We start from the raw sequence: 22,581 nt of genomic DNA, 5'->3' as shown, positions 1-22,581 counted from the left end.
CAGAGCTCTCCACTGATCCAATCCAGCCGGTTCTGTCCCAGTCAAGAGCAATCCGGTCACCGATTGGCCTCGAACAATGGTCGCTTGTGCCCCGATGTGAAGGGGGGACGGTTGGGGCGGAGGGTGTTGTAACGGATTCTTGACGTACAGTTCCGGTCTCGAAAGGCAAGAGGCGGTAGTGTCCCGGACGTTGGCGGGGGCGATACCGGTCAACAACGGTCACGTGAGACCTCGCGCGCCGTGTGACGCCCACGAAGGAGGCAACTCGGTGTCCACGAACGAGGTGGGCGCTCAGCGCCCACGTCGTCTACGCGGTTTGGCCGACCGCTGGCCCTTCAGGCGCAAGCTCAACCTTCTCGTCGGTGTGCCGCTGACCGTGGTAGCGGTCCTTCTCGCCTACCTCATAGCCGACCAGACCGCGCAGTCACGTGACGCCGCCGACGCCGCCCGGCTGGTCCGGGAGAGCACCGAGGTCGCCACCCTCGCCGACCGGCTGGCGTCCGAGCACCAGCAGGCCGTCCTGCTCTCCGTACGGCACGAGGCCTCCGAGGGCGACGCGCCCTCGTCCGCCGCCTACCGCACGGCGCAGTCCCTCGTGGACTCCCAGGTCGAGCAGGTGCGCGACGCCTTCGGGGAACGGCTGCCGGAGACCGAGGCACAGGCGCTGCGGGGAGTCGAGGGCCTGAGCAGTCTGCGTGACACCATCGAGCAGGGGTATCTGCCCGCCGAGAACATCGACCCCGCGTACACCCACGCCGCGCAGAACCTGATCGACGGCCTGGGCCTGGACCGCAACCCCGACCTCGCGACGGCCTTCACCGGCAATCTGCTGGACTCGCTGCTGCGCGCGGGCGCCGCCCACAGTGCCTTCGAGACCGGCGTGTTCTCCGCGTCGACCGGCGACTCCAACGCCCTCATCGAGTTCATCGGCGCGGTCGGCTCCTACGACGAGTACACCCATCAGGCCGAACGTTTCTCCCGGTTCGCCACCGACGCCCAGGCCGCGCAGCTCGCGGGGATCAAGTACACCGCCGCGCAGAGCGTCATCAGCCGGCAGTTCGCCGAGCTGCAGATCGACCCCGGCGCCGCCCAGGGCGGCTCGCCCGCGGAGATCCGCAGGTCCCTCGACGCGGCGCTCGACTCCTACCCCGCCTATCGTGACCAGGCCAAAACGCGGCTGGCGATCACCACCTCGCTCATCGGCCAGATCGCCGACCAGGCGGAGAGCGCGTCCGACAAGGCGGCGTGGCGCGCGGTGCTGCTGCTGGGGCTCGCCCTGCTCGGCCTCGCCGTCTGGCTGGTCCTCGCGATGCTGGTGCGCCGCTCGGTGGTCCGCCCGGTGCAGGCCCTCACGGGTGCCGCGCGGCAGGTCGCCGAGGTCGCCGAACGCGAGCTGGCCCGGGTGGCCGACGACGACGCCGAGGACGACGGTCCGCCGCGGCTGCGCGCGATGCCGGTCACCGCCCGCGACGAGATCGGCGAACTCGCCGAGACGTTCAACCAGGTGCAGACCATGGCGGCCGCACTGCTGGAACGGCAGGTGCTCAGCCGGCGCAACGTCGCCGAGATGTTCGGCAACGTCGGGCGCCGGGTCAGCAACCTCACCACGCGCCAGCTCGCCCTGATCGACGCGGTGGAGCGGGGCGAGACCGATCCGGCCCTCCTCGAGCGGCTGTACTCCATCGACCACATCGCGGTCCGGCTGCGCCGCAACGCCGACAGCCTGATGCTGCTCGCCGGCATCCACGAGGCGGTCCTGGACTCCGGTCCCACCGCGCTCACCAACGTCGTACGCGCCGCGCTCGGCCAGATCGAGGGCTACCAGCGCGTGGAACTGCGCGCGCGGACCGAGGCAGTGGTGGAGCCGGAGGTCATCGGCGACCTGACGCTGATGATCGCCGAACTCCTGGAGAACGCGGTGTCGTTCTCGCCCGAGGGCAGCCCGGTCGAGGTGACGGTGGCGGCCTCCGGCGACGACGCGGTGATCGTCGTCTCCGACCACGGCCTGGGCATGGCCCCCGAACGCCTCGACGAGGAGAACGCCCGCCTGATCCGCCGCGAGCGGCTCGACCTCGTACCGACGAAGGTCCTCGGCCTGTTCGTGGTCGGCACCCTCGCGCGCCGCTGGGAGGTCGCGGTCACGCTCTCCCGCACGCCGGGCGGCGGTGTGACGGCCGAGGTGACGGTGCCGTCGTCGCTGCTGGTGACGGGGAGCACCACGGGGTCGACGGCTACGGCGGCCTTGGCTGCGGTGGCCGGCGGTGGCTCGGGCTCGGGGCCGAAGGCGGCCGACGTGACGAAGGCCGAGCACGGGGGCCGTGCGGGTGCGGCCACCGGCCCTCGGCCCTCAGCCGCCGTGCGGGGGGATGCCGTACGGCCGGACGACGCTCCGGACCCCGACGGGTTGCGGCCCCTCCCCCGCCGTGTCGCGCAGCGCGGGCCCGCTCCGGACGGGACGCCGGCCGTCCCTCCCACAGCATCCGCCGATCACGCCCGGGCCGACCAGCCGGACCCCTCGGTGCCGGCGGCCCGCCCTCTGCGTCGCCGCGTCCGCGGTGCGACCCTGCGTACGACCGTCGAGGCCTCCGAGCGGCAGACGCCGGTGCGGCATACCGCGCGGACGCTGGACGCGGAGGCCGTGCGGGCCGCGCTCGACGAGTTCGAGGCCGCCGTGGAGCGCGCGCATCGCGACAGCCGGAACGGCGGTGACGGTGGTGACGGCGGCACCCGAGCGCAATCCGCCCCAGCGACAACCCCAGCCCCCCATACGCAAGACCAGAACGACCCCCCGGAAGGAGCGGAGCAGTGAGCACGTCGACAGGTGGCACCCCGGCGGGAGGCCCCACCCCGGCCGAACTGCAGGCCGCCGCAGCCGACTTCACGTGGCTGCTGAATCGCTTCGCGAAGGAGACGGCCGGTGTCGTGGACGCCATCGCCGTCTCGTCCGACGGCCTCCTCATCGCCGTGTCCGAGCTGCGGGAGCACGCCGACTCCGAGCGGCTCGCCGCGATCGTCTCCGGCATCACCAGCCTGGCCGCCGGCGCCTCCGGCAACTACGGCCTCGGCGGCCTCAACAAGGTCATCATCGACCTGGAGGGCGGCCACGTCCTGGTCTCCACGATCGGCAGCGGCGCCGTACTCGGCGTCGTCACCGACAAGGAGGCCAAGCTGGGCAACATCGCCTACGAGATGACCGTGTTCGCCAACCGCGCCGGTTCCGCCCTCAGCCCGCAGCTCGTACTGGAGCTGAAGAACAGCGTCGGCGCCACGTCGCCCCGCTGACCGCGCCGGGAAGGTACCCGGGAGCCCCGGCGAGCGGCAAGGCACCCGGCCGAGGAGGACGGACAACGCCATGGCGGACGGCACCCCAGCGCCGAGCCCCGACGGCCCTGACCACGATGGTCCGGACTTCGACGGGCTGAAGCCTGACGGGCCGAACCTCGATGAGTCCGACCTCGACAGGCCAGACCTCGACGCGTTGACGCCTGACGGGCCGGACCTCGACGGGCCGCAGCCCGACGCGGTGGATCCCGGTGGGTCGCAGTCGGTCGGTCCCGCATCCGCCGTGCGGCCCTTCCTGGTGACCGCCGGGCGGGTCGTGGCCGATGCCGACGGGCGGTCGATGCCCGTTGAGACGCAGGTGGTGGCCACCACCGAGGGGCTCGACGCGCTGGACCGGCTGGCGTTCGAGGAGCACGACATCGTCGCCGTCTGCCGGCTGCCGCAGTCCATCGCGGAGATCGCGGCCCGGCTGCGGCTGCACCTCAACGTGGTGCGCGTCCTCGCCGAGGACCTGCGCGCCGCCGGGCAGTTGACGGTGCACGTGCCCGACTCCGGCGTCATCCACGACGCATCCGTCCTGCGCAGGGTCATCGACGGCCTGCGCGCCATACCCGACTCACGAGGGGTCACTCCGTGACGACGACTGAACCGGCCGCCGGCGCGTCCGCCGCGCCGCCGCCCACCGTACGACCGCCGCTGCCGGTCAAGATGGTGATCGCCGGCGGCTTCGGCGTGGGCAAGACCACCACCGTGGGCGCCATATCCGAGATCGAGCCGCTGACCACCGAGGCCGCGATCACGGAGGTCGCGGCGGGCGTGGACGACCTCACGCACACACCCCGCAAGACGACGACCACCGTGGCCATGGACTTCGGCTGCCTCACCATCGACCCCACCCTGAAGCTGTATCTGTTCGGCACGCCCGGGCAGGAGCGGTTCGGGTTCATGTGGGACGACATCGTCGAGGGCGCGGTCGGCGGGCTCGTCATCGTGGACACGCGCCGGCTCGACGACTGCTACGCCGCCGTCGACTACTTCGAGCACAAGGGCATCCCCTTCGCGGTGGCCGCCAACGCCTTCGACGGCAAGGTCGAGCACACGCTGGAGGAGATCCGCTGGGCCCTCGACGTCACCGACGGCGTCCCGGTCGTCGTCTTCGACGCCCGCGAACGCGGCTCGGTCCGCGACGCCCTGCTCGTCGTACTGGAACTGGCGCTGGCGCGCACGGAGAACTGACGGCGGGCGGCGGGCGGCGGGCGGCGGGCGCTGGAGAGGCGGCGGACGCGGAATGCCCGCGCCCGCAAGCGGGTTGGGAAGGCATGAGCCTCGACGAGCGCACGATCACCAACCCGCCCGCCCTGCACGACCCGACCCCGCTGAGCTACAGCCACGCCGTCTCGGCGCCCGGCGAACTCGTCTTCATCGCAGGCCAGTACGCCTCCGACGGCAACGGCGCACCCGTGCCGGGCGACTTCCCGGCCCAGGTGGAGCTGGCCCTCGACCGGCTGCGCTCGGCGCTGGAGGGCGTCGGCCTAGGCTACGAGCACGTCGTCCGCCTGGGCACCTTCGTCGTCGACCACGACGCGGCCAAGCTGGAGGCCATCGGCAAGGCGCTGCACGCCCGGTTCGGCGACCGCCTGCCCGCCCAGCCCCTGAGCGGCGTCGCCTCGCTCGCGCTGCCGGGCATGCTGTTCGAGATCGACGCGGTCGCCGTACGGCCGTCCCCGCGGGGCTAGGCCCTGTCGTTTGGATCAGCTCGGCTGTGCGGATCGGTTCCTCTTGGCGGACCCGAGCGGGGTCTGGTGCGTGCAGCTGCAAGGCGGTGGAGGGAGTGGACGCGATGGGGGTACCCCCGCTCGAGCGATGTCGGGAGTGGGGGAGTCGGCGACCGACGACAACGCGGCAGATGTGCGTGCCGGGGCCCGCGACGCCGAGATGATCCAAACGACAGGGCCTAGGCGAGCCTGCGGACCGTGGGTGCGTGGCTAGCCGCGCCTGCGCACCCCCGGTGAGACCGCGAACCGCGCCACCGCCCAGAACAGCGCCAGCGTCGTGAGTGCCATGGCGGCGACCAGGGTGGCGCCGCCGACGACCTTCTCGTAGTTGCGCTGGTAGAGGCCGTCGATGATGTAGCGGCCGAGGCCGCCGAAGCTGACGTACGCGGCGATGGTGGCGGTCGAGACGATCTGGATGGCCGCCGAGCGCAGGCCGCTGAGGATCAGCGGGAGGGCCACGGGCAGTTCGACCCGGAACAGGACCCCGGTCTCGGCCATGCCCATGCCGCGAGCGGCGTCCACCGGCGCGGGGTCGACGGAGCGCATGGCCTCGTAGGTGGTGACGAGGATGGGCGGGATGGCGAGCACGACCAGCGGGATCATGACGGGGGCCATGCCCAGGCCCAGCAGGATGAACATCAGCACCATCAGGCCGAAGCTGGGCAGCGCCCGGGCGGAGGTGGCGATGAGGGCGAGCGCGTTGCCGCCGCGCCCGGTGTGGCCCGTGAGCAGGCCGACCGGCAGTCCGACCGCGGCGGCGATGCCGAGTGCCAGCAGCGTGTACTGGACGTGCTCGGTGAGTCGCGCGGGGATGCCGTCGTAGCCCTGCCAGTGCGCGCTGTCGCTGAAGAAGGAGTTGATGAAGTTCAGGACGTTCACCGGGCGGCCTCCTTCACGGCGAGCGGGCGCGCGTTCTTACGGGTGCCGCGCGGCATCCAGGGCGTCAGGAGCAGACGCAGCCCGATCAGGACGGCGTCCACGAGGATGGCGAGGACGGCCGTGCCCACCACGGAGAGCCACACCAGGCGGGGCTGGTTGTAGATCAGGCCGCTGTTGAGCAGGTTGCCGAGGGCTCCCGCGTTGCCGATGAGCATGCCGACGCTGACGAGAGAGACGCTCGACACGGACGCGACCCGCAGTCCGGCGATGATCGCGGGCGCCGCGATCGGCAACTGCACCTGGAGGTAGCGTCGTACGGGCCCGAAGCCCATGGCGGTGGCCGCGGCCAGTGTCTCCTGCGGCACCGACCGCACACCGTCCACGATGGCCGGGACCAGCACCACCAGGCTGTAGACGGCCAACGGGATCATCACCGTGATCTCGCTCAGGCCGGTGTAGTCGATGAGGATGACGAAGAAGGCGAGCGAGGGGATGGCGTACAGCACGGTCGTCACCCACAGCACCGGCGGGTACAGCCAGCGCACCCGCACGCACAGCTGGGCGACGGGCAGTGCCACGAGCAGCCCGGCGAGCACGGGGATCAGTGCCTCGCGCAGGTGCAGGCCGACCAGTCCGAAGTAGCTGTTCTGGAGGTCGCTGGGCATGTCGAAAAGCTCGGTCATGGCGCGACCTTCTCGGTCGTCCCGGTCGTCCCGGTCTTTCCGGGCTTCCCGGAGTCCTTGGTCGCCCGGGCCGACTCCCCGGCCCTGCCGTCGTCCGCTCGCCGCTCCGCGTGGGCACCGCGGATGGCCTCGCCGATGGTCTGCTGCGAGACGACCCCGGTGGCCCGGCCGTCGGCGTCCACGGCGACGGCCCACCCGGTGGGCGAGAGCACGGCACAGTCGAGGGCGGCCCGCAGCGAGTCGGTGCCGGTCACGAACGGGCGTCCGTACGGCAGGAGTCGGCCGGCCTCGATCTCCCCGGCGGTGAGTTCCTGCGGCTCGCCCCAGCCGAGGGGCTTGCCGTCCGGGTCGGTGACCAGGAGATACGGCGCGTCGGCCGTGCCGGCGGCGGTGATCTGCTCGGCGCTCGCGTCGACGGCCACGATGGGCTCGGTCAGCAGCGCCAGGCCCGCCGAGGGGAAGAACGACAGCCGCCGGATGCCCCGGTCCGCGCCGAGGAAGTCCTCCACGAACTCGTCCGCGGGGTGGGTCAGCAGCTCGGCCGGCGGTGCGAACTGGGCGAGCTTGCCGCCCGTGCGCATCACGGCGACCATCGTGCCGAGCTTGACTGCCTCGTCGATGTCATGGGTGACGAAGACGATGGTCTTGCCCAACTCCTCCTGGATGCGGAGGAGTTCGTCCTGCAGACCTTTGCGGACCACGGGGTCGACGGCCGAGAAGGGCTCGTCCATCAGCAGCACCGGCGGATCCGCCGCGAGTGCCCGGGCCACGCCGACGCGCTGCTGCTGGCCGCCGGAGAGCTGGTACGGGTACCGCTTGGCGAGTGCCCCGTCGAGGCCGACCCGCTCCATCAGCTCCCGCGCCCGCGCCCGGGACCTCTCCTTGCCCCAGCCGAGCATGCGGGGCACCGTGGCGATGTTGTCGATGATCGTGCGGTGCTGGAAGAGGCCGGCGTTCTGGATGACGTACCCCATGGACCGGCGCAGGGTGTTGACCGGCTGCTGCTGGATGTCCACGTCGTCGAGGAGGATGGTGCCCTCGCTGGGCTCGACCATCCGGTTGATCATCCGCAGGGTGGTCGTCTTGCCGCAGCCCGACGGTCCGACGAGGACGGTGATCGAGCGGTCGGGTATCTCCAGGGAGAGTTGGTCGACCGCCACCGTGCCGTCCGGATACCGCTTGGTGACTGAATCTATCCGTATCAAAACGCCGAATACCCTTCGGGTCTGGCAGATTTCGCCCGCTTTTGACCACGGGTCCGGGCCGTTGAGGGGAGAGTCTAGACGTCCCGTGTTGCGGGACTGTGGACTGGACCGGCTCCGTGCAGGCGAGATCGTTGCACTACAGCGCTACGGCGCTACTGCCCTACGGCGCTACTCCGTCATCGCTGCCGGCCGACTCCGCTGCTGCGCAGGGCGACGAAGGAACGGCCGCCCGCCACCCACTGATCGACGGCACCCCAGTCGGCGCGCTCCGCGTACCGCAGCAGGGCGGGGGTGCCCAGTCGAGCCCAGGGGAAGGGGGCGCCCGAGGGGCCACCGGCGTCGGTGACGTGGACGTGGACGCGTTCGTCGAGGTCCAGGTCCGGCACGGTCTCGGCGATCAACAGGCCGCCGGGGAGCAGAAGTTGGGCCATCCGGTCGAGCAGCGCCGCCGGGTCTCCGCCGATGCCGATGTTGCCGTCGATGAGCAGGGCGGTGCCCCACCGGCCCTCGCCGGGCAGCGAGTCGAAGACGGAGCGGCGCAACGCCGGTCCCCCGAGCCGCAGCGTGCACGCGACAGCGACCTCGCTGACGTCGATGCCGAGCACGCGCCGACCCTGCAGACCCAACGCCGCCACCAGCCGCCCGGGCCCGCACCCGACGTCCAGCACCGCCCCCTCACAGCGCCGCAGCACCTCCAGATCCACCGCATCGGCATCCGCACACCACCGCTCCACGTCGAGCGGCAGCAGCCAGCCGTCGGTACGCCGCAGAAAGAGGGGCCCCCGACCGGCACGGAGGGCACGCGCGTAGGGGTCGGCGGACCAGGCGGCTCTTGGGGCATGAGGGCGAGTCGAGCCGGGGCGCAGGTGCGGGGTGCCGGCCTCGACCGGGAGGCGTGACGGGCGGCCGTCGGTGCCGAGGGCTGCGCTCACGGCCGTGCCGGACTCGGACGAAGTCCCCCGTGGGCGGCTGCCGGTGGCGGTGTCCGGGTGGTGGATCGTGACCGGGTCCGCCTGGCGGGCGATCCTTGCCGTCGTCGTCTCGTGCGGAGCGCTCATCGGTCCGCCGTCGGGCTGAGGTGCGCCAGCACTGTTGCGAAGCGTCCGCCCGGTGCCGCCGCGGCCACCAGGTCGGCGTCGTACGCCGTGTCGACGTCCCGCAGGCACGGCAGGTCGCGCACGCGCAGACCCGCGAGCCGGGCCCGCTGTAGGGCACCGGTCCGTGGCGTCGACATCGGGACGCCGCGCAGCCGTGCCGGGTCCGGTTCGGCCATGCCGAGCGCCCAGAAGCCGCCGTCCTCGGCCGGGCCGAAGTACGCGTCGCAGCCCGACCAGTCCACCGTCAGCAACTCCGGCGTCACGTGCGGGGTGTCCATGCCGATGAGCAGGGCCGGGCCGTCACACCCCGCGAAGGCTTGCGCCAGCCGTTCGTCGAGGCCGCCCGCGCACTGCCGTACGACGTCGAAGCCGGGCGGCAGCCATGGGCCCGGCGTCCCGTCCAGGACCAGCACCCGGCGCCGGGCCGGCGTCCGCGCCACGGCGTCCAGCGTGTCCACGAGGGCCGCCTCGGCAAGCACGGCCGCCTCCTCGGGCGTGAAGGGAGGGGTCAGCCTGGTCTTCACCCGGCCCGGTCGGGGCTCCTTGGCGATGACGAGGAGCGTGGTCACGAGCGGCTTCCTTTCGACGGGGCGGCGCCGGGCCGGGTCCGGGAACGCTCGGCGGACTCGGCTTCGGCACGGGCAACGGACTTGGCAACGGTCCCGCTGTGCGGGTCGGGCTCGGCGTGCGTCCCGCTGTGCGGGGCGGGCTCGGCACCGGACCCGCCTGGCCCGCCGGCCCGCGCACCCACCCCCGCACCCCCGTCGCCCTCCCCCAACACCCGGCTCATGTCCCGCACCGCCTGCCAAGTCCCCCGCCAGGTCCCCGTCACCTTCGACGCGCCCGTGCGGGGCAGGTACGGGACGTCGTACTCGGCGATGCGCCAGCCCGCGTCGGCGGCGCGGACGACCATCTGGAGGGGGTAGCCGCTGCGGCGGTCGGTGAGGTCGAGGGCGAGGAGGCGGTCGCGGCGGGCGGCGCGGAGGGGGCCCAGGTCGTGCAGACGCAGACCGGTGCGGCGGTGGAGGAGGTGGGTCAGGGCGAGGTTGCCGGCGCGGGCGTGCGGCGGCCAGGTGCCGCGGGACGCGGGGCGGCGCCGGCCCAGGATGAGGTCGGCCTCATCGGCCTCGATACGGCGCACGAAGGGCACCAGGCCGCCAGGGTCGAGCGAGGCATCGCAGTCGCAGAAGCAGACGATGTCGGCCGTGGCGGCGGTAAGCCCCGCATGACACGCGGCGCCGAAACCGCGTCGTTCCTCGTGTACGACCGTCGCGCCCAGCTCGCGTGCGACAGCGGCCGAGCCGTCGGTGGAACCGTTGTCCACGACGAGCGCCCGCCAGCCTTGCGGGATCCGCTCCAGGACCCAGGGCAGGGCGTCGGCCTCGTCGAGACAGGGAAGCACGACGTCGACGGACGCCGTGCGGGGTTCATTCGCTGCTGCGGATGGGGTCGTCACGGCTTTCACCCTACGAGCCTGAAACGGGCATTTCGGACTACCGCTCCTTACGAAACACGGACGTCGGGCCCCGGCGGCGGCACATGCGCGCCCGGGGTGCGAGGCTGGCGGCATGGAGCAGCAACAGCCGCACCCGCAGGCCGGGGCCGGGCCCGGGGCCAGAGTTCTCGTCGTCGACGACGACCCCACCGTCGCCGAAGTCGTCTCGGGCTACCTCGACCGCGCCGGGTACGTCGTGGACCGCGCCGGAGACGGCCCCGAAGCCCTCGCCCGGGCCGCCGCGCACTGGCCGGACCTCGTCGTCCTGGACCTGATGCTGCCCGGCATGGACGGCCTGGAGGTGTGCCGCCGGATGCGCGGCCAGGGGCCCGTGCCGGTCATCATGCTCACCGCGCGCGGCGACGAGGACGACCGCATCCTCGGCCTCGAGGTCGGCGCCGACGACTACGTCACCAAGCCCTTCAGCCCCCGCGAACTCGTCCTGCGCGTCGAGTCGGTGCTCCGCCGCACCCGCCCCGGCCCCGCCCAGCCGCAGGGCACCCTGCGCGCGGCCGGCCTCTCGGTGGAACCGGCGGCCCGCCGCGCCACCAAGAACCGCGCCGAACTCGCCCTCACCATCCGCGAGTTCGACCTCCTCGCGTTCTTCCTGCGGCACCCCGGCCGGGTCTTCAGCCGCGAGGACCTGATGCGCGAGGTGTGGGGCTGGGACTTCGGCGACCTGTCGACCGTCACCGTCCATGTCCGCCGGCTGCGCGGCAAGGTGGAGGACGACCCCGCCAGGCCCCAGCTCATCCAGACCGTGTGGGGCGTCGGCTACCGCTTCGACGCGACCGGCACCGCCACCCCCGACCCCGCTCCCGACGGGGAGGCGTGACCATGCGCGACACCCTCCTGATCGCCCTCTTCGCCTTCCTCGGCGCCGCCGCGGCCGGAGTGCTCGGCGCGTGCGTGCTGCTGCTGATCCGGCGCCGCTCGCTCATCGTGCACCTCGCCGTGGTCGCCGGTGTCGGCATCACCGCGATGCTCGCGGGCACGCTCGCCGTCGCGCAGGCGATGTTCCTGAACGGGCACGATCTGTCCGTCGTCACGACCGTCGTCGCCATGGCCGCCTTGGTCTCCCTGGCCACCGCCCTGCTGCTCGGCCGCTGGGTCGCCGCCCGCAGCCACGCCCTCGCGCTCGCCGCCCGCTCCTTCGGCGACGGCGGCGACTTCACCTCGCCCGGCGGCGTCGCCACCGCCGAACTCGCCGCGCTGAGCCGCGAGTTGGAGGCGACCAGCGCCAAGCTCGCCGAGTCGCGGGACCGTGAGCGGGCGCTTGAGTCCTCCCGGCGTGAACTCGTCGCCTGGATCTCCCACGATCTGCGCACCCCGCTGGCCGGCCTGCGCGCGATGGCGGAGGCACTGGAGGACGGGGTCGCCGCCGATCCCGACCGCTATCTCAAGCAGATCCGCATGGAGGTCGAGCGGCTCAACGGCATGGTGGGCGACCTCTTCGAACTCTCCCGCATCCACGCGGGGACGCTGGCGCTGAGCACGAGCCGGATCTCTCTGTACGACTTGGTCGGCGACGCGCTCGCGGGCGCCGACCCGCTGGCCCGCGAGTGCGGCGTACGGCTGGTCGGCGAGCGGATCGAACCGGTGCCCGTCGAGGTGGACGGCAAGGAGATGAGCCGGGTGCTGGGCAATCTGCTGGTGAACGCGATCCGTCGGACGCCCGCCGACGGCACCGTGGCCCTCGCCGCCGAACGCTCGGCCGACGGCGTGGTCCTCTCCGTCACCGACGGCTGCGGCGGCATCCCCGACGAGGACCTGCCGCGCGTCTTCGACACCGGCTGGCGCGGCACCCACGCGCGTACCCCGCCGGCTGGGGCGGGGCTCGGCCTGGCCATCGTGCGGGGCATCGTGGAGGCGCACGCCGGACGGGCCTCGGTACGGAACGTCCCCGGGGGGTGCCGCTTCGAGGTGGTGCTGCCCGCTGCCGCTTCCTGAAAGGCGGGCAGCACCACCGGTCTCAGGGAGCCTACGCCCCTCGCATCCCGGCCACCGCGAACTCCCGCATCCCGTCGGCGAACCCCACCTCGGCCTTCCAGCCCAACTCCGCGCGCAGCCGCGCCGAGTCGGCCGTGATGTGCCGTACGTCGCCCAGCCGGTACTCCCCGGTCACGACCGGCTCGGGACCGCCGTACGCCTCCGCGAGCGCGCGGGCCATCTCGCCGACGGTGCGCGGATCGCCGCTGGCGGTGTTGTACGCCGTGAGCGCACCCTCCGGGAGGGCCGCCGAACTCGCCTCCAGCGCGGTCACGTTGGCGGCCGCCACATCCCCGACGTGGACGAAGTCCCGCCGCTGGCGGCCGTCCTCGAAGACGCGGGGCGCCTCGCCGCGTGCGAGGGCGGAGCGGAAGAAGGAGGCGACCCCGGCGTAGGGGGTGTCGCGGGGCATGCCCGGTCCGTAGACGTTGTGGTAGCGCAGGGACACCGCCGTGCCGCCCGTCGCGCGCGCCCATGCCGCGGCCAGGTGTTCCTGGGCCAGCTTCGTCGTCGCGTACACGTTGCGCGGGTCGACCGGGGCGTCCTCCGCCACCAGCCCGGGCGCGAGGTCGGCGCCGCACTCCGGGCAGGGCGGCTCGAACCGGCCCGCGTCGAGATCGGCCACGGCACGCGGACCCGGGCGTACGACGCCGTGCCGCTCGCACTCGTAGCGTCCCTCCCCGTACACCACCATCGACCCGGCCAGCACCAGTCGGCGTACGCCCGCGTCGGCCATGGCGGTCAGGAGTACGGCCGTGCCCAGGTCGTTGCGGGAGACGTACTCCGTGGCGTCGGCGAAGCCGGCACCGAGGCCGACCATCGCGGCCTGGTGGCACACGGCGTCGACGCCGGTCAGGGCGTGGCGGACGGCGTAGGGGTTGCGTACGTCCGACTCGGGGTCGGGACGGACGTCGTACACGACGGGTTCGTGCCCGTGCGCCTCGAGCGCCTCGACGACGTGGGACCCGATGAAACCGGCACCGCCGGTGACCAGTACGCGCATGCGCTCACGCTAGGGCGGCGAGGGTCGTTTCGGTCGCTCGGCGCCGGTCATGTCACGGGTCCGTAAGACCTGTCTCCCGCTTTCCGTCCACCACGAGCGGAACCGTCACCGTGAACACCGTCTGCCCGGGCTCGCTGCTCAGCTCGATGCGCCCGCCGTGGGCATGGACCAGGGACTGCGCCACCGCCAGTCCCAGCCCGCTGCCGCCCCGGTCGCGGCTGCGGGCCTTGTCGACCCGGTAGAAGCGGTCGAAGACGCGTATCCGGTCGGCGGGCGGGATGCCGGGGCCGGCGTCGGTGATCCGGACGACGGCGGTGGTCTGCACCACCGAGACCGCGACGGACACCGGCGTCCCGGTCGGCGTGTGGATCGCCGCGTTGGTCAGGAGGTTGTCCAGCACCTGGCGGATGCGCTGGGGGTCGAGACGGAGTTTCAGGGAGCCGGGGCCGGGGGCGACCGTCAGGGGGTGGTCGGCGTGGGTGACGCGGAAGGCGTCCGCCGCCTGTTCGACCAGGTCCACCAGATCCGCGCTCTGCATCCGCAGCGGCGTCTCCACCTCGGCGGCGTCCAGGCGGGCGAGCAGCAGCAGGTCGTCGAGGAGGAAGCCCATGCGGGCGGCCTCGGCACGCAGCCGGGCCAGGTGGCGCTCCCGCTCCTCGGGGGCGTTGGCCGCGGCGTACTGGAAGAGGTCGGCGTAGCCCCTTACCGACATCAGCGGTGTACGCAGTTCGTGCGAGGCGTCCGCCACGAAGCGGCGCAGGCGCTGCTCCGCCTCCGCGCGCACCGCGAGGGAGTCGTCGATGTGCTCCAGCATGGTGTTGAACGCGGTGCGCAGCTCCTCCACCTCGGGGCCGCCGCCCCGCCGGTCGTGCCGTACGGGCAGCTGGGCCGAGTCGGTGAGGTCGTGCGAGGTGATGTCGCGGGCGGTGTGCGCCATGTCGCTCAGTGGCTTCAGGCCGCGCCGCAGCATCCCGCGTCCGAACACCACGAGGGCCAGCAGCGCGAGTCCGAAGGTGACCACCTGGATGGTGATCAGCTGGCCCACGGTGTCCTCGATGTCCTCCATGGGCGCGGCGCTGACCAGCACCACACCGGGCTCGACCTCGCAGGCCCGCAGCCGGTACTCGCCCTTGCCCTTCAGGTGCTCGGTGCGCAGGATCTCCGTGTGCGCGCCGGTCTGTGCCGTGGCCAGCGAGGTGAAGTCGTCGACGTCCTGCGGCAGGTCGGCGGGGTCCTCGGGCCGGCGCAGTACGGGCCTGCCGTCGGACACGTCGTACACGGCGTAGAACCAGCTGTAGTACTTCTTGCCCGAGAGCGTGCCGTAGTCCGCGATGCTCTTGGACTGGGCGATCTGGCCCTGCGCGAGCTGGGTGTCGAGCTGGGCCGACAGGTAGTCCCGCATGTACGTCGTCAGGGCCGTGCCGACGACGCCGAACACGAACAGCGCCAGCACCCCGAGGCCCAGCGCCAGCCGGGTGCCGAGCCGCATCCCGCGGTACGCCCGCCGCAGCCGCCCTGTCACTCGGCCGCCTGCCGGATCACGTATCCGAAACCGCGCACCGTGTGGATCAGCGGCGCCCTGCCGTCGTCGGGCTCGTCGAGCTTGCGGCGCAGCCGGCTGACGACCAGCTCGACGACGTTCGAGCGGCCGCCGAAGCCGTACTCCCACACATGGTCGAGGATCTGCGCCTTGGTGAGCACGGTCGGCGACTTGCGCATCAGGTAGCGCAGCACCTCGTACTCGGTCGGCGTGAGCGTGAGCTGTTTTTCGCCCCGGCGGACCTCGCGGGTGTCCTCGTCCATCGTCAGGTCCGCCACCCGAAGGACGGAACGCTGGAAGCCGGGTCCGGCGCTGCGCCGCAGGACGGTGCGCAGCCGGGCCATGAGCTCCTCCACGGCGAACGGTTTGACCAGGTAGTCGTCGCCGCCGCGGGTCAGCCCGGCCACCCGGTCGGCCACCCCGTCGCGGGCCGTCAGGAACACCACGGGCACCATTTTCCCGGCGCCGCGCAGCCGGTCCAGGACGCCGAAGCCGTCCACGTCGGGCAGCATCAGGTCCAGGACCACGATGTCCGGGTGGAACTCGGCGGCCAGCCGCAGCGCCTCCTCGCCGGAGTTCGCGGTGACGGCCTCCCAGCCCTCGTAGCGGGCGACCGTCGCGACGAGGTCGGCGATGGGCGGGTCGTCGTCCACGACCAGCAGGCGTACTTTCTCCACCCGTTCATACTGCGGCACCCGGCGCCGATCACATGAGCCGGGTGTGGGCCCGGGACCACATCGATAACCAGTTGAAAGAAGTACGACAGCTTTTCGACAGCACCCGCCGGACAAGCTCGGTATCCACAGACGAGATCAAGGAGCTGTCGCCGTGACGACCGTCCAATCGCCCCCTGCGCCCCCCACGGCGATACGCCCCAGGGTGGTCGCCCGCACGGGCCTGTACGCCGTGCTGGCCGCGAACGTGGCCGTGGTGCTCTACTTCTTCTTCGCCGCCGGCTTCGCCTCGAACACGCTGATCGTGCTCGGGCGGCTGACCGGCCTGCTCGGCGCGCTGCTGATGGCGTTCCAGCTGCTGCTGGTGGCCCGGCTGCCGTGGCTGGACCGCCGGATCGGCATGGACCGGCTGACATCCTGGCACCGCTGGACCGGCTTCAGCGTCCTGTGGGCGCTCCTGGCGCACGCGGTGTTCATCACCTTCGGCTACGCCGAGTCGTCCTCGCTGGACCCGGTGAACCAGCTGATCGACCTGGCCGAGACGGTCGAGGGCGTGCTGCGCGCCGTCGTCGCGCTGGGGATCATCATCATGATCGGTGTCGTCTCGGCCCGGTTCGCGCGGCGCCGGCTGGCGTACGAGACGTGGCACTTCATCCACCTGTACACCTACGTGGCGGTGGTCCTGGCGTTCACGCACCAGGTCGCGGTAGGTACGTCCTTCACCTCCTCGTCCGCCGCCACGGCGTACTGGTACGCGGTGTGGGGCGTGGCGCTCGGCGCGGTGTTCGTCGGCCGGCTGGTCCTGCCGCTGTGGCGGAACTGGCGTCACCAGTTCCGGGTGTCGGCCGTGGTCCCCGAGTCCGACAACGTGGTCTCGGTGTACATCACCGGCCGTGACCTGGACAGGCTGCCCGCGCGGGCCGGCCAGTTCTTCCTGTGGCGGTTCCTGACGAAGGACCGCTGGTGGCAGGCCAACCCGTTCTCCCTGTCGGCCGCGCCCGACGGCAACCGGCTACGGCTCACGGCCAAGGCGGCCGGCGACGGCTCGGCGTCCCTGAGGCACCTCAAGGTCGGCACGCGTGTGTTCGCCGAGGGCCCGTACGGCGCGTTCACCACGATGCACCGCACCCGGCCGGAGGCGGTGCTGATCGCGGGCGGCGTCGGTGTGACCCCGATCCGGGCGCTGCTGGAGGAGCTGCACGGCCACGCGGTCGTGATCTACCGGGTCGGCTCGGACCGGGACGCGGTGCTGTACGGGGAGCTGGCGGAACTCGCCCACGCCAAGGGCGCCGAGCTGCACCTGGTCACCGGCCCGGTCACGCCGGACAGACTGGCCCCCGCGGAGCTGGAGCGGCTGGTCCCCGACATCACGGACAGGGACGTCTTCCTGTGCGGCCCGCCGCCCATGATGAACGCGGTGATCGGCAGCCTGCGCGAGCTGGGCGTGCCCAAGGAGCAGGTCCACTTCGAGCGATTCAGCCTGGCCGGCTGAGAGGGACAAGGAAGACATCGTGAAGCGAGCAATACCTGTCCTGGTCCTCAGCATCGCGGGCCTGATCCCGGTCTGGCGTTACGAGCCGTCGCTCGGCACGGCCGCCACGCCGGCCCCGACACCCTCGGCGTCCTCCTCCGCCGCGTCGGGCTCGGATTCGGGTTCGGGTTCGGGCAGTACGGTCGTCAAGGGCACGACGGTGCAGACCGAGAAGGGCCCCGTGCAGGTCCGGGTGGCCTTCGAGGGCACCGAGATCGCGTCGGTGAAGATGCTCCAGCAGCCCAACCACCCGCAGACCACGGCCGCGGTCCCGAAGCTCATCGCCGAGACCCTCGAAGCCCAGAGCGCCGACATCGACACCGTCTCCGGCGCCACCATCACCAGCGACGGCTACAAAGAATCGCTCCAGGCCGCCATCGACGCGAACGCGGAGTCGGCGTCCACGTCCTCCCCGTCGGCGTCCGCGTCCGCCGCCTCGCAGTCGCGGACGGTCGACGGCTCGACGGTGAACACCGACAAGGGGCCCGTCCAGGTCCGGGTGACCTTCGACGGCGACGAGATCGCGTCGGTGAAGATGCTCCAGCAGCCCAACCACCCGCAGACCACGGCCGCGGTCCCGAAGCTCATCGCCGAGACCCTCGAAGCCCAGAGCGCCGACATCGACACCGTCTCCGGCGCCACCATCACCAGCGACGGCTACAAGGAGTCCCTCCAGGCCGCCATCGACGCAAAGGGCTGATCGTGCACCGAGTCGAACACGTCATGGGGTTTCCGGTCTCGCTGCGGGTCGACGACGAACACGTCGGCGAGGAGGCGGCCGATGCCGTGTTCGCGTGGCTGCGTGAGGTCGACGCCCGGTTCAGTCCGTTCAAGGCCGACAGCGAGGTCTGCCGGCTGGACCGGGGCGAGGTCGCGCGGCGTGACGTCAGTGCGGACCTCGACGAGGTGCTGGGGCTGTGCGAGGAGTACCGGGTCGCCACCGGCGGCGCCTTCGACGTGCGGCTGCCCGGGCGCGGGCTCGATCCGTGCGCGGTGGTGAAGGGCTGGTCCGTGCAGCGGGCCGCCGAGCTGCTGAAGGCGGCGGGGGCGCGGCGCTTCGTGCTGAACGCCGGTGGTGACGTGGTCGCCGCGGGCGGGCCCTGGCGGGTGGGGATACGGCACCCCGAGCGGGCCGACCAGGTGTGCACGGTGGCCGAGCTCACGGACGGCGCCGTCGCGACGTCCGCTCGCTACGAGCGCGGTGACCACATCATCGACGGGCGCACGGGGCGGGCGGCGACGGGGCTGCTGTCCCTCTCCGTCGTGGCGTCCTCCCTGACGGTGGCGGACACGGTGGCGACGGCCGCGTTCGCGATGGGCGGCGACGGCGTCGGGTGGGCCGCCGCACGGCCGGGCTGCGAGGTGTTCGCGGTGGACGCCGGGCGGCGGGTCCTCCGCACGGAGGGCTTTCCGGTGGCGTCGGCGGCGGCGCGGGCGGCCTAGCCCCGGCGCCGCCGCAGCACGAGCAGCACCGCCGAGCCGCCGAAGAGCGCGGCGGTGATCAGCAGCCAGCGGGTCAGGAAGCCGTCCGTGGACAGGCTCGTGGCGGCAGCGTAGCGGTCCGCCACCCGGCCGGTGATCAGCGGGAACCACACCAGCAGGAGCAGCAGGGACAGGGCGGCCGGGACGCGGACGTACGGCATCCAGCTCCGGCGGTCGACCGCCTCGAAACCCCGTAGCAGTCCCCGGTCCGCCGCCCCGTACAGCGGCACCAGCACGAGGTCGTGCAGGATCGCCGCGCCGACGAACCACAGCACGATCTCGAACCATTCCCCGTCCAGGAGCCGTACGCCCGCGTATCCGGCGAGCGCGAACGAGCAGGCGAGGAGGAGGATCTGGAGGGGACTGCCCAGGGCGAGCCCCGGTCGGCGCATCCGTCGGCCTGTCGGTCGAAGCGTCAGTCGGTCCATCACAGGTCTCCGAACGTCATCCGCGCCACCCACTTGGTGTTCAGCACACCGGGCGCGGCGGGCACGATGATCCGCGCCGGGTGGCCGTGGTCGGGGGTCAGGTCCTCGCCGTTGACGAACAGGGCGAGCAGGGAGCGGGGGTCGGCGACCTGGTTGGCCCGCAGGGCGGCCCGGCGGAAGGCGCCGCGTTGCTGGAGCGACTCCACCAGAACGTCGGGCGGTTCCTGGTCGTGGCCGACCAGCGCCGCTAGGTCCCGCAGCCGTACACCGCGCCACCACTGGTCGGAAGTGGACCAGCCCTCCACGCAGGCGATCGGCAACGCAGCGCTGTGCAGCGGCATGTCGAGCAGTTCGGCACGGCTGAGGCGGACCGTCCGACCGTCCCGGCCCGCGACGACCAGCCGCCATGCCTCGTCGCTCGTGTCGGCCTCGCGGATCCCCGCGTACGCGGCCGTCTTGTTGATCTGGAAGCCGCCCGGCCCGCTCCCCGGCTCGGCACCGCCGTGCGGGGCGAGGAGGGCGGTCCGGCGCGGGAACCCGTCGAAGTTCTGCCCGACGGTCGTGGCGAACAGCAACAGCGAGCCGCCGCCGACGAACCAGAGGGCGCCGCGCCGCGAGACCGTCGGCTCGGCGGGACTCGGCGCAATCAGCTCCCGGTCCTCCTCCCCCGCCCCCTCTCCCTTCTCCTCCCGCATGCGGCGCAGGTTCCGCAGCGCCATGGGGGTCTTCAGCACGGCGTGCACGACGAACGCACCCATGAACACCCACGCGCCGTAGAAGTGCAGGGTGTAGAAGGAGCCGGGGAAGAGGTAGTCGAGCTGGACGTTGAGCACGCCCGTCACGAACTCGAACAGCGCGCCCCCGACCAGGAGCAGCAGCGAGATCCGCTCCAGCGCGTGCGCGAGTGACCGTGCCGGCGGCAGCGTGAAGAGCTTCGGCAGGACCGACCACAGCTTGGCCAGGAGCACGGGGATGAGCGCGATGCCGAGGGTGACGTGGACGCCCTGGTTGAGGCGGTACAGCCAGTGCGGGCTGGTCGGCCAGGAGAAGAGGTAGAAGCCGAGGATCCCCTTGTCCGGGGTCTTGTCGTTCACCGGCGACAGGTTCGGGTTGTAGGCGGCGTAGGACACCGCACCCGTCACGAACAGCACCGTGATCCCGCCGAGCAGCACGACGCCGAGCACCGAGGTCAGCCACGGGCCGCGCAGCGGGCTGCGCCAGAAGGCGGGAGAGAACGGGGACAGGGGGGAGTTCGGAGTCCGTGCCATGTGCCGACCGTAGGCCCGACCAGGGCCGGAAAGGCCGTTGCGGACCATGACGAAACTCTGACGTCCGCGCCGTCACGCGTCCGGTGGACCCGGGGCGTCCTAGCGTGCAGACGTGACCAGCGATCTCCTGCCCGACACCCGCCCCGACGCGCTTCCCGACGCCCGCGGGGACCTGCGCCGCGATCTGTACGCGGCCGCGGCCGCCGCGCTCCTGTTCGCCCTCGCCGCCCTGGTCGGCACCGCGATCGAGCACCGCGACGGCACCCTCTTCGTCAACTGGCCGCCGCTCCTGGCGGACTGGGGCCCGCATGTCGGTCCGGGCACCCCGGCCGCGATCGCCGTCGCGGTCGCCGTCGTGGCGTACGGCCCGCTCCTGGCCGCCCGGCTGCCCTGGCGCCGCCTGCTGCTCGCCGTCTGGGGCGCGGGCCTGGCCTGGACCTTCTCGCTCGCGCTCGTCGACGGCTGGCAGCGCGGCATCGCCCGCCGGTTGACGACCCGCTACGAGTATCTCCAGGTCATCGACCGCTTCCAGGACATCCCCGCGACGCTGCGGGACTTCACCCGGCACATCCTGCTGGGCTCACCGGACCACTGGCCCGCGCACGTTGCCGGGCACCCCCCGGCGGCCACCCTCACCTTCGTCCAGTTGGACCGGATCGGCCTGGGCGGCGGCGCATGGGCCGGGGTCTGGTGCATCGCCGTCGGGGCCACGGCCGCCCTCGGCATCCTCGTCACCGTGCGCACCCTCGCCGGCGAAAAGCTCGCCCGCCGTGCCGCGCCCTTCGTGGCGCTGGCGCCGGGCGCGGTGTGGACGGGCACCTCCGCCGACGGCTACTTCGCTGCCGTCGCGGCGTGGGCGGTGGCGTTGCTCGCGCTGGCAGTGACGGGGCATCGGCCGCGCTGGACCGGCCTGGCCTCGGGTCTCCTGTACGGCCTGACGGTCTATCTGTCGTACGGCCTGACGCTCTTCGTCGTGATCGCGGCGGCCGTGCTGTTCCTGGGCTCGGAGCGCGTCCGGCCGCTGCTCTTCGCGCTGGCCGGGTTCGTGGTGGTCCCGGTGGTGTTCACCGCGCTGGGCTTCTACTGGTGGGAGGCGTACGACCTGCTGGTCACCCGCTACAACCAGGGCGCCGGCGGTACCCGGCCGCAGGCCTACTGGGTGTGGGCCAACCTCGCCTGCCAGGTGCTGGTGGTGGGTTTGGCGACGGCGGCGGCGCTGCGGCGGACCGGGGTGGTGATCGTCCGGCAGAGGGGTACGGCCGCGTGCCGCCTCGGTGTGTTGGTGCTCAGCGCGCTCGTCGCGATGCTGGCCGCCGACCTGTCCGGGATGAGCAAGGCGGAGACGGAGCGGATCTGGTTGCCGTTCGCGCTGTGGCTGCTGCCGGCCTGCGCCTTCCTGAGGGGGCCGCGGGCCTGGCTCGCGGGACAGGCGGTGCTCGCACTACTCGTCAACCACCTGCTGCTGACGGGTTGGTGACCACGCGAACCCAGGATAGGTTAGGCTTGCCTAAGTAGAAGCCAACCGGCTCGAAAGGTTCCCATGGCTGCTGCCACCTGCCCTGAGCCGACGCCCGCCGAGCGTGCCCGCTCGGTGCTGGCGGCGGCCGGCTCGCTGACCGTCACCACGCAGGGCCACCGCATCGAACTGATCGGCCTGCACACCGTCGACGCCGCCGCGCGGCTGCTCCTGCACAACCCGCCGGACGGCCACCTGGCCGCCGAACTGGCCGTGGCGCCGCACGGCGATCTGGCCGCCCTCGTGGAGTTCACCGACGTCGCCGCCGTAGCCGTACGCGACAGGGTGCGCTCACGGCTGACGCTGGGCGGCTGGCTCAGCGCGCTCGGCCCGAAGAACCTGGTGTTCCACCCCGCTCGGGCCGTGCTCACCGAGGACGACGGCACGACCGTCATCGGCCTGGACGAGCTGACCCTCGCCTCCCCCGACCCCCTGGCCACGCACGAGGCGGAGATGCTGGGCCGGCTCGACGCGGCCCACGCCGACACCGTCGCCCCGCTCGCCCGGCTGCTGCCGGCGCTGGAGCAGCTCGGCGCGACCGGCGTACGGCCACTGCGGCTCGACCGGCACGGCCTGGTGCTCCGGCTGGAGACAGCGGACTCCCACCTCGACGTCCGCCTGCCCTTCACAGCCCCGGCCACCCACCCGGGAGAAGCGGTGCGCCAGATCCACGCGCTCCTCGCCCGGGCCGGCGCCCGCCCGCGCCGCCGGCGCCTGCCGACCACGTCGTAGGC

At 72.5% G+C, this 22,581-nt stretch carries 22 protein-coding genes and 1 pseudogene; 12 read left to right on the top strand and 11 right to left on the bottom strand.

Annotation, left to right across the window (positions count from 1 at the left end; translation table 11 throughout):
- The first annotated feature begins 268 nt into the window (after nucleotides 1-268).
- From AB5J55_RS32875 to AB5J55_RS32855, 5 genes are all read left to right on the top strand, one after another.
- Entirely contained in the window at nucleotides 269-2,809 is a 2,541-nt protein-coding gene (locus AB5J55_RS32875) for an ATP-binding protein (RefSeq protein WP_369274080.1), read from the top strand.
- Nucleotides 2,806-3,282 carry a roadblock/LC7 domain-containing protein gene (locus AB5J55_RS32870; RefSeq protein WP_328421984.1) on the top strand — a complete coding sequence of 159 codons (477 nt, stop codon included), beginning with the start codon at nucleotides 2,806-2,808 and terminating at the stop codon, nucleotides 3,280-3,282. The genes AB5J55_RS32875 and AB5J55_RS32870 overlap by 4 nt, the downstream gene beginning before the upstream one ends.
- Before the next feature lie 241 nt (nucleotides 3,283-3,523).
- The gene (locus AB5J55_RS32865; RefSeq protein ID WP_369276359.1) at nucleotides 3,524-3,919 is read left to right on the top strand and encodes a DUF742 domain-containing protein; all 396 of its coding nucleotides are present in this window, start codon (nucleotides 3,524-3,526) and stop codon (nucleotides 3,917-3,919) included.
- Nucleotides 3,916-4,518, top strand: coding sequence for an ATP/GTP-binding protein (locus AB5J55_RS32860; RefSeq protein WP_369274079.1), 603 nt, complete (start codon nucleotides 3,916-3,918; stop codon nucleotides 4,516-4,518). Before AB5J55_RS32865 ends, AB5J55_RS32860 begins: the two co-directional genes overlap by 4 nt.
- Nucleotides 4,519-4,601: 83 nt before the next feature.
- The gene (locus tag AB5J55_RS32855; protein WP_369274078.1) at nucleotides 4,602-5,018 is read left to right on the top strand and encodes a RidA family protein; all 417 of its coding nucleotides are present in this window, start codon (nucleotides 4,602-4,604) and stop codon (nucleotides 5,016-5,018) included.
- Nucleotides 5,019-5,267: 249 nt separating this feature from the next.
- Here AB5J55_RS32855 and AB5J55_RS32850 read toward each other — a convergent pair whose 3' ends face one another.
- The 6 genes and pseudogenes from AB5J55_RS32850 to AB5J55_RS32825 form a co-directional block, all read right to left on the bottom strand.
- On the bottom strand, nucleotides 5,268-5,936 hold the full coding sequence (locus AB5J55_RS32850) for an ABC transporter permease (RefSeq protein ID WP_369274077.1): 669 nt from the start codon (nucleotides 5,934-5,936) through the stop codon (nucleotides 5,268-5,270).
- Nucleotides 5,933-6,619: an ABC transporter permease gene (locus AB5J55_RS32845; protein ID WP_369274076.1), complete on the bottom strand. Its 687-nt coding sequence runs from the start codon at nucleotides 6,617-6,619 to the stop codon at nucleotides 5,933-5,935. Before AB5J55_RS32845 ends, AB5J55_RS32850 begins: the two co-directional genes overlap by 4 nt.
- Nucleotides 6,616-7,824: an ABC transporter ATP-binding protein gene (locus AB5J55_RS32840; protein ID WP_369274075.1), complete on the bottom strand. Its 1,209-nt coding sequence runs from the start codon at nucleotides 7,822-7,824 to the stop codon at nucleotides 6,616-6,618. The genes AB5J55_RS32845 and AB5J55_RS32840 overlap by 4 nt, the downstream gene beginning before the upstream one ends.
- A gap of 176 nt (nucleotides 7,825-8,000) precedes the next feature.
- Nucleotides 8,001-8,882, bottom strand: coding sequence for a class I SAM-dependent methyltransferase (locus AB5J55_RS32835; protein WP_369274074.1), 882 nt, complete (start codon nucleotides 8,880-8,882; stop codon nucleotides 8,001-8,003).
- Entirely contained in the window at nucleotides 8,879-9,490 is a 612-nt protein-coding gene (locus AB5J55_RS32830; RefSeq protein WP_369274073.1) for a DUF2064 domain-containing protein, read from the bottom strand. The genes AB5J55_RS32835 and AB5J55_RS32830 overlap by 4 nt, the downstream gene beginning before the upstream one ends.
- Before the next feature lie 206 nt (nucleotides 9,491-9,696).
- Nucleotides 9,697-10,386 (bottom strand): annotated as a pseudogene (locus AB5J55_RS32825) (glycosyltransferase family 2 protein); the annotation flags it as partial.
- Between the two features lie 103 nt (nucleotides 10,387-10,489).
- On the opposite strand from AB5J55_RS32825, the gene AB5J55_RS32820 reads away from it, so the two are divergent.
- Nucleotides 10,490-11,251, top strand: coding sequence for a response regulator transcription factor (locus AB5J55_RS32820; RefSeq protein WP_369274072.1), 762 nt, complete (start codon nucleotides 10,490-10,492; stop codon nucleotides 11,249-11,251).
- Between the two features lie 2 nt (nucleotides 11,252-11,253).
- Nucleotides 11,254-12,366 carry a sensor histidine kinase gene (locus tag AB5J55_RS32815; RefSeq protein WP_369274071.1) on the top strand — a complete coding sequence of 371 codons (1,113 nt, stop codon included), beginning with the start codon at nucleotides 11,254-11,256 and terminating at the stop codon, nucleotides 12,364-12,366.
- A gap of 31 nt (nucleotides 12,367-12,397) precedes the next feature.
- Here the strand turns inward: AB5J55_RS32815 and AB5J55_RS32810 are convergent, their stop codons facing one another.
- Genes AB5J55_RS32810 through AB5J55_RS32800 form a run of 3 tightly spaced genes read right to left on the bottom strand, consistent with a single transcriptional unit; the run spans nucleotide 12,398 to nucleotide 15,625 of the window.
- The gene (locus AB5J55_RS32810) at nucleotides 12,398-13,408 is read right to left on the bottom strand and encodes an NAD-dependent epimerase/dehydratase family protein (protein WP_369274070.1); all 1,011 of its coding nucleotides are present in this window, start codon (nucleotides 13,406-13,408) and stop codon (nucleotides 12,398-12,400) included.
- A gap of 52 nt (nucleotides 13,409-13,460) precedes the next feature.
- Entirely contained in the window at nucleotides 13,461-14,930 is a 1,470-nt protein-coding gene (locus AB5J55_RS32805; RefSeq protein WP_369274069.1) for a sensor histidine kinase, read from the bottom strand.
- Complete coding sequence (locus tag AB5J55_RS32800) at nucleotides 14,927-15,625, bottom strand: response regulator transcription factor (RefSeq protein WP_369274068.1); 699 nt, start codon at nucleotides 15,623-15,625, stop codon at nucleotides 14,927-14,929. The genes AB5J55_RS32805 and AB5J55_RS32800 overlap by 4 nt, the downstream gene beginning before the upstream one ends.
- A gap of 151 nt (nucleotides 15,626-15,776) precedes the next feature.
- Between AB5J55_RS32800 and AB5J55_RS32795 the strand changes: the two genes are divergently transcribed.
- The 3 genes from AB5J55_RS32795 to AB5J55_RS32785 are packed head-to-tail and all read left to right on the top strand — an operon-like array spanning nucleotide 15,777 to nucleotide 18,596.
- Nucleotides 15,777-17,114: a ferric reductase-like transmembrane domain-containing protein gene (locus tag AB5J55_RS32795; protein ID WP_369274067.1), complete on the top strand. Its 1,338-nt coding sequence runs from the start codon at nucleotides 15,777-15,779 to the stop codon at nucleotides 17,112-17,114.
- A 19-nt stretch (nucleotides 17,115-17,133) separates the two neighbouring features.
- A complete protein-coding gene (locus tag AB5J55_RS32790; protein ID WP_369274066.1) occupies nucleotides 17,134-17,853 on the top strand; it encodes an FMN-binding protein in 720 nt (239 codons plus the stop codon).
- 23 nt (nucleotides 17,854-17,876) lie between these two features.
- On the top strand, nucleotides 17,877-18,596 hold the full coding sequence (locus tag AB5J55_RS32785; protein ID WP_369276358.1) for an FAD:protein FMN transferase: 720 nt from the start codon (nucleotides 17,877-17,879) through the stop codon (nucleotides 18,594-18,596).
- Here AB5J55_RS32785 and AB5J55_RS32780 read toward each other — a convergent pair.
- Both AB5J55_RS32780 and AB5J55_RS32775 read right to left on the bottom strand, forming a co-directional pair.
- Nucleotides 18,593-19,027 carry a hypothetical protein gene (locus AB5J55_RS32780; protein ID WP_369274065.1) on the bottom strand — a complete coding sequence of 145 codons (435 nt, stop codon included), beginning with the start codon at nucleotides 19,025-19,027 and terminating at the stop codon, nucleotides 18,593-18,595. The two genes, AB5J55_RS32785 and AB5J55_RS32780, sit on opposite strands and share 4 nt — an antisense overlap.
- A 35-nt stretch (nucleotides 19,028-19,062) precedes the next feature.
- Nucleotides 19,063-20,331 carry a molybdopterin-dependent oxidoreductase gene (locus AB5J55_RS32775; protein WP_369274064.1) on the bottom strand — a complete coding sequence of 423 codons (1,269 nt, stop codon included), beginning with the start codon at nucleotides 20,329-20,331 and terminating at the stop codon, nucleotides 19,063-19,065.
- Between the two features lie 172 nt (nucleotides 20,332-20,503).
- Here AB5J55_RS32775 and AB5J55_RS32770 point away from each other — a divergent pair, with 172 nt between their 5' ends.
- Together AB5J55_RS32770 and AB5J55_RS32765 are read left to right on the top strand one after the other, a co-directional pair.
- Complete coding sequence (locus tag AB5J55_RS32770) at nucleotides 20,504-21,808, top strand: hypothetical protein (protein WP_369276357.1); 1,305 nt, start codon at nucleotides 20,504-20,506, stop codon at nucleotides 21,806-21,808.
- 63 nt (nucleotides 21,809-21,871) lie between these two features.
- On the top strand, nucleotides 21,872-22,579 hold the full coding sequence (locus tag AB5J55_RS32765; protein ID WP_369274063.1) for a DUF2470 domain-containing protein: 708 nt from the start codon (nucleotides 21,872-21,874) through the stop codon (nucleotides 22,577-22,579).
- Nucleotides 22,580-22,581 lie beyond the last annotated feature (2 nt).

The organism is Streptomyces sp. R11, assembly GCF_041051905.1.
Lineage (GTDB): Bacteria > Actinomycetota > Actinomycetes > Streptomycetales > Streptomycetaceae > Streptomyces.
This window is presented reverse-complemented; position numbering and strand designations above follow the sequence as displayed.

Excerpts from the sequence above, each read along its gene's own strand:
- AB5J55_RS32785 (WP_369276358.1), top strand. The coding sequence starts at position 17,877 with ATGGGGTTTCCGGTCTCGCTGCGGGTCGACGACGAACACGTCGGCGAG.
- AB5J55_RS32815 (WP_369274071.1), top strand. The coding sequence starts at position 11,254 with ATGCGCGACACCCTCCTGATCGCCCTCTTCGCCTTCCTCGGCGCCGCC.
- AB5J55_RS32835 (WP_369274074.1), bottom strand. The coding sequence starts at position 8,882 with ATGAGCGCTCCGCACGAGACGACGACGGCAAGGATCGCCCGCCAGGCG.
- AB5J55_RS32780 (WP_369274065.1), bottom strand. The coding sequence starts at position 19,027 with ATGCGCCGACCGGGGCTCGCCCTGGGCAGTCCCCTCCAGATCCTCCTC.
- AB5J55_RS32845 (WP_369274076.1), bottom strand. The coding sequence starts at position 6,619 with ATGACCGAGCTTTTCGACATGCCCAGCGACCTCCAGAACAGCTACTTC.
- AB5J55_RS32775 (WP_369274064.1), bottom strand. The coding sequence starts at position 20,331 with ATGGCACGGACTCCGAACTCCCCCCTGTCCCCGTTCTCTCCCGCCTTC.
- AB5J55_RS32810 (WP_369274070.1), bottom strand. The coding sequence starts at position 13,408 with ATGCGCGTACTGGTCACCGGCGGTGCCGGTTTCATCGGGTCCCACGTC.
- AB5J55_RS32855 (WP_369274078.1), top strand. The coding sequence starts at position 4,602 with ATGAGCCTCGACGAGCGCACGATCACCAACCCGCCCGCCCTGCACGAC.
- AB5J55_RS32820 (WP_369274072.1), top strand. The coding sequence starts at position 10,490 with ATGGAGCAGCAACAGCCGCACCCGCAGGCCGGGGCCGGGCCCGGGGCC.
- AB5J55_RS32765 (WP_369274063.1), top strand. The coding sequence starts at position 21,872 with ATGGCTGCTGCCACCTGCCCTGAGCCGACGCCCGCCGAGCGTGCCCGC.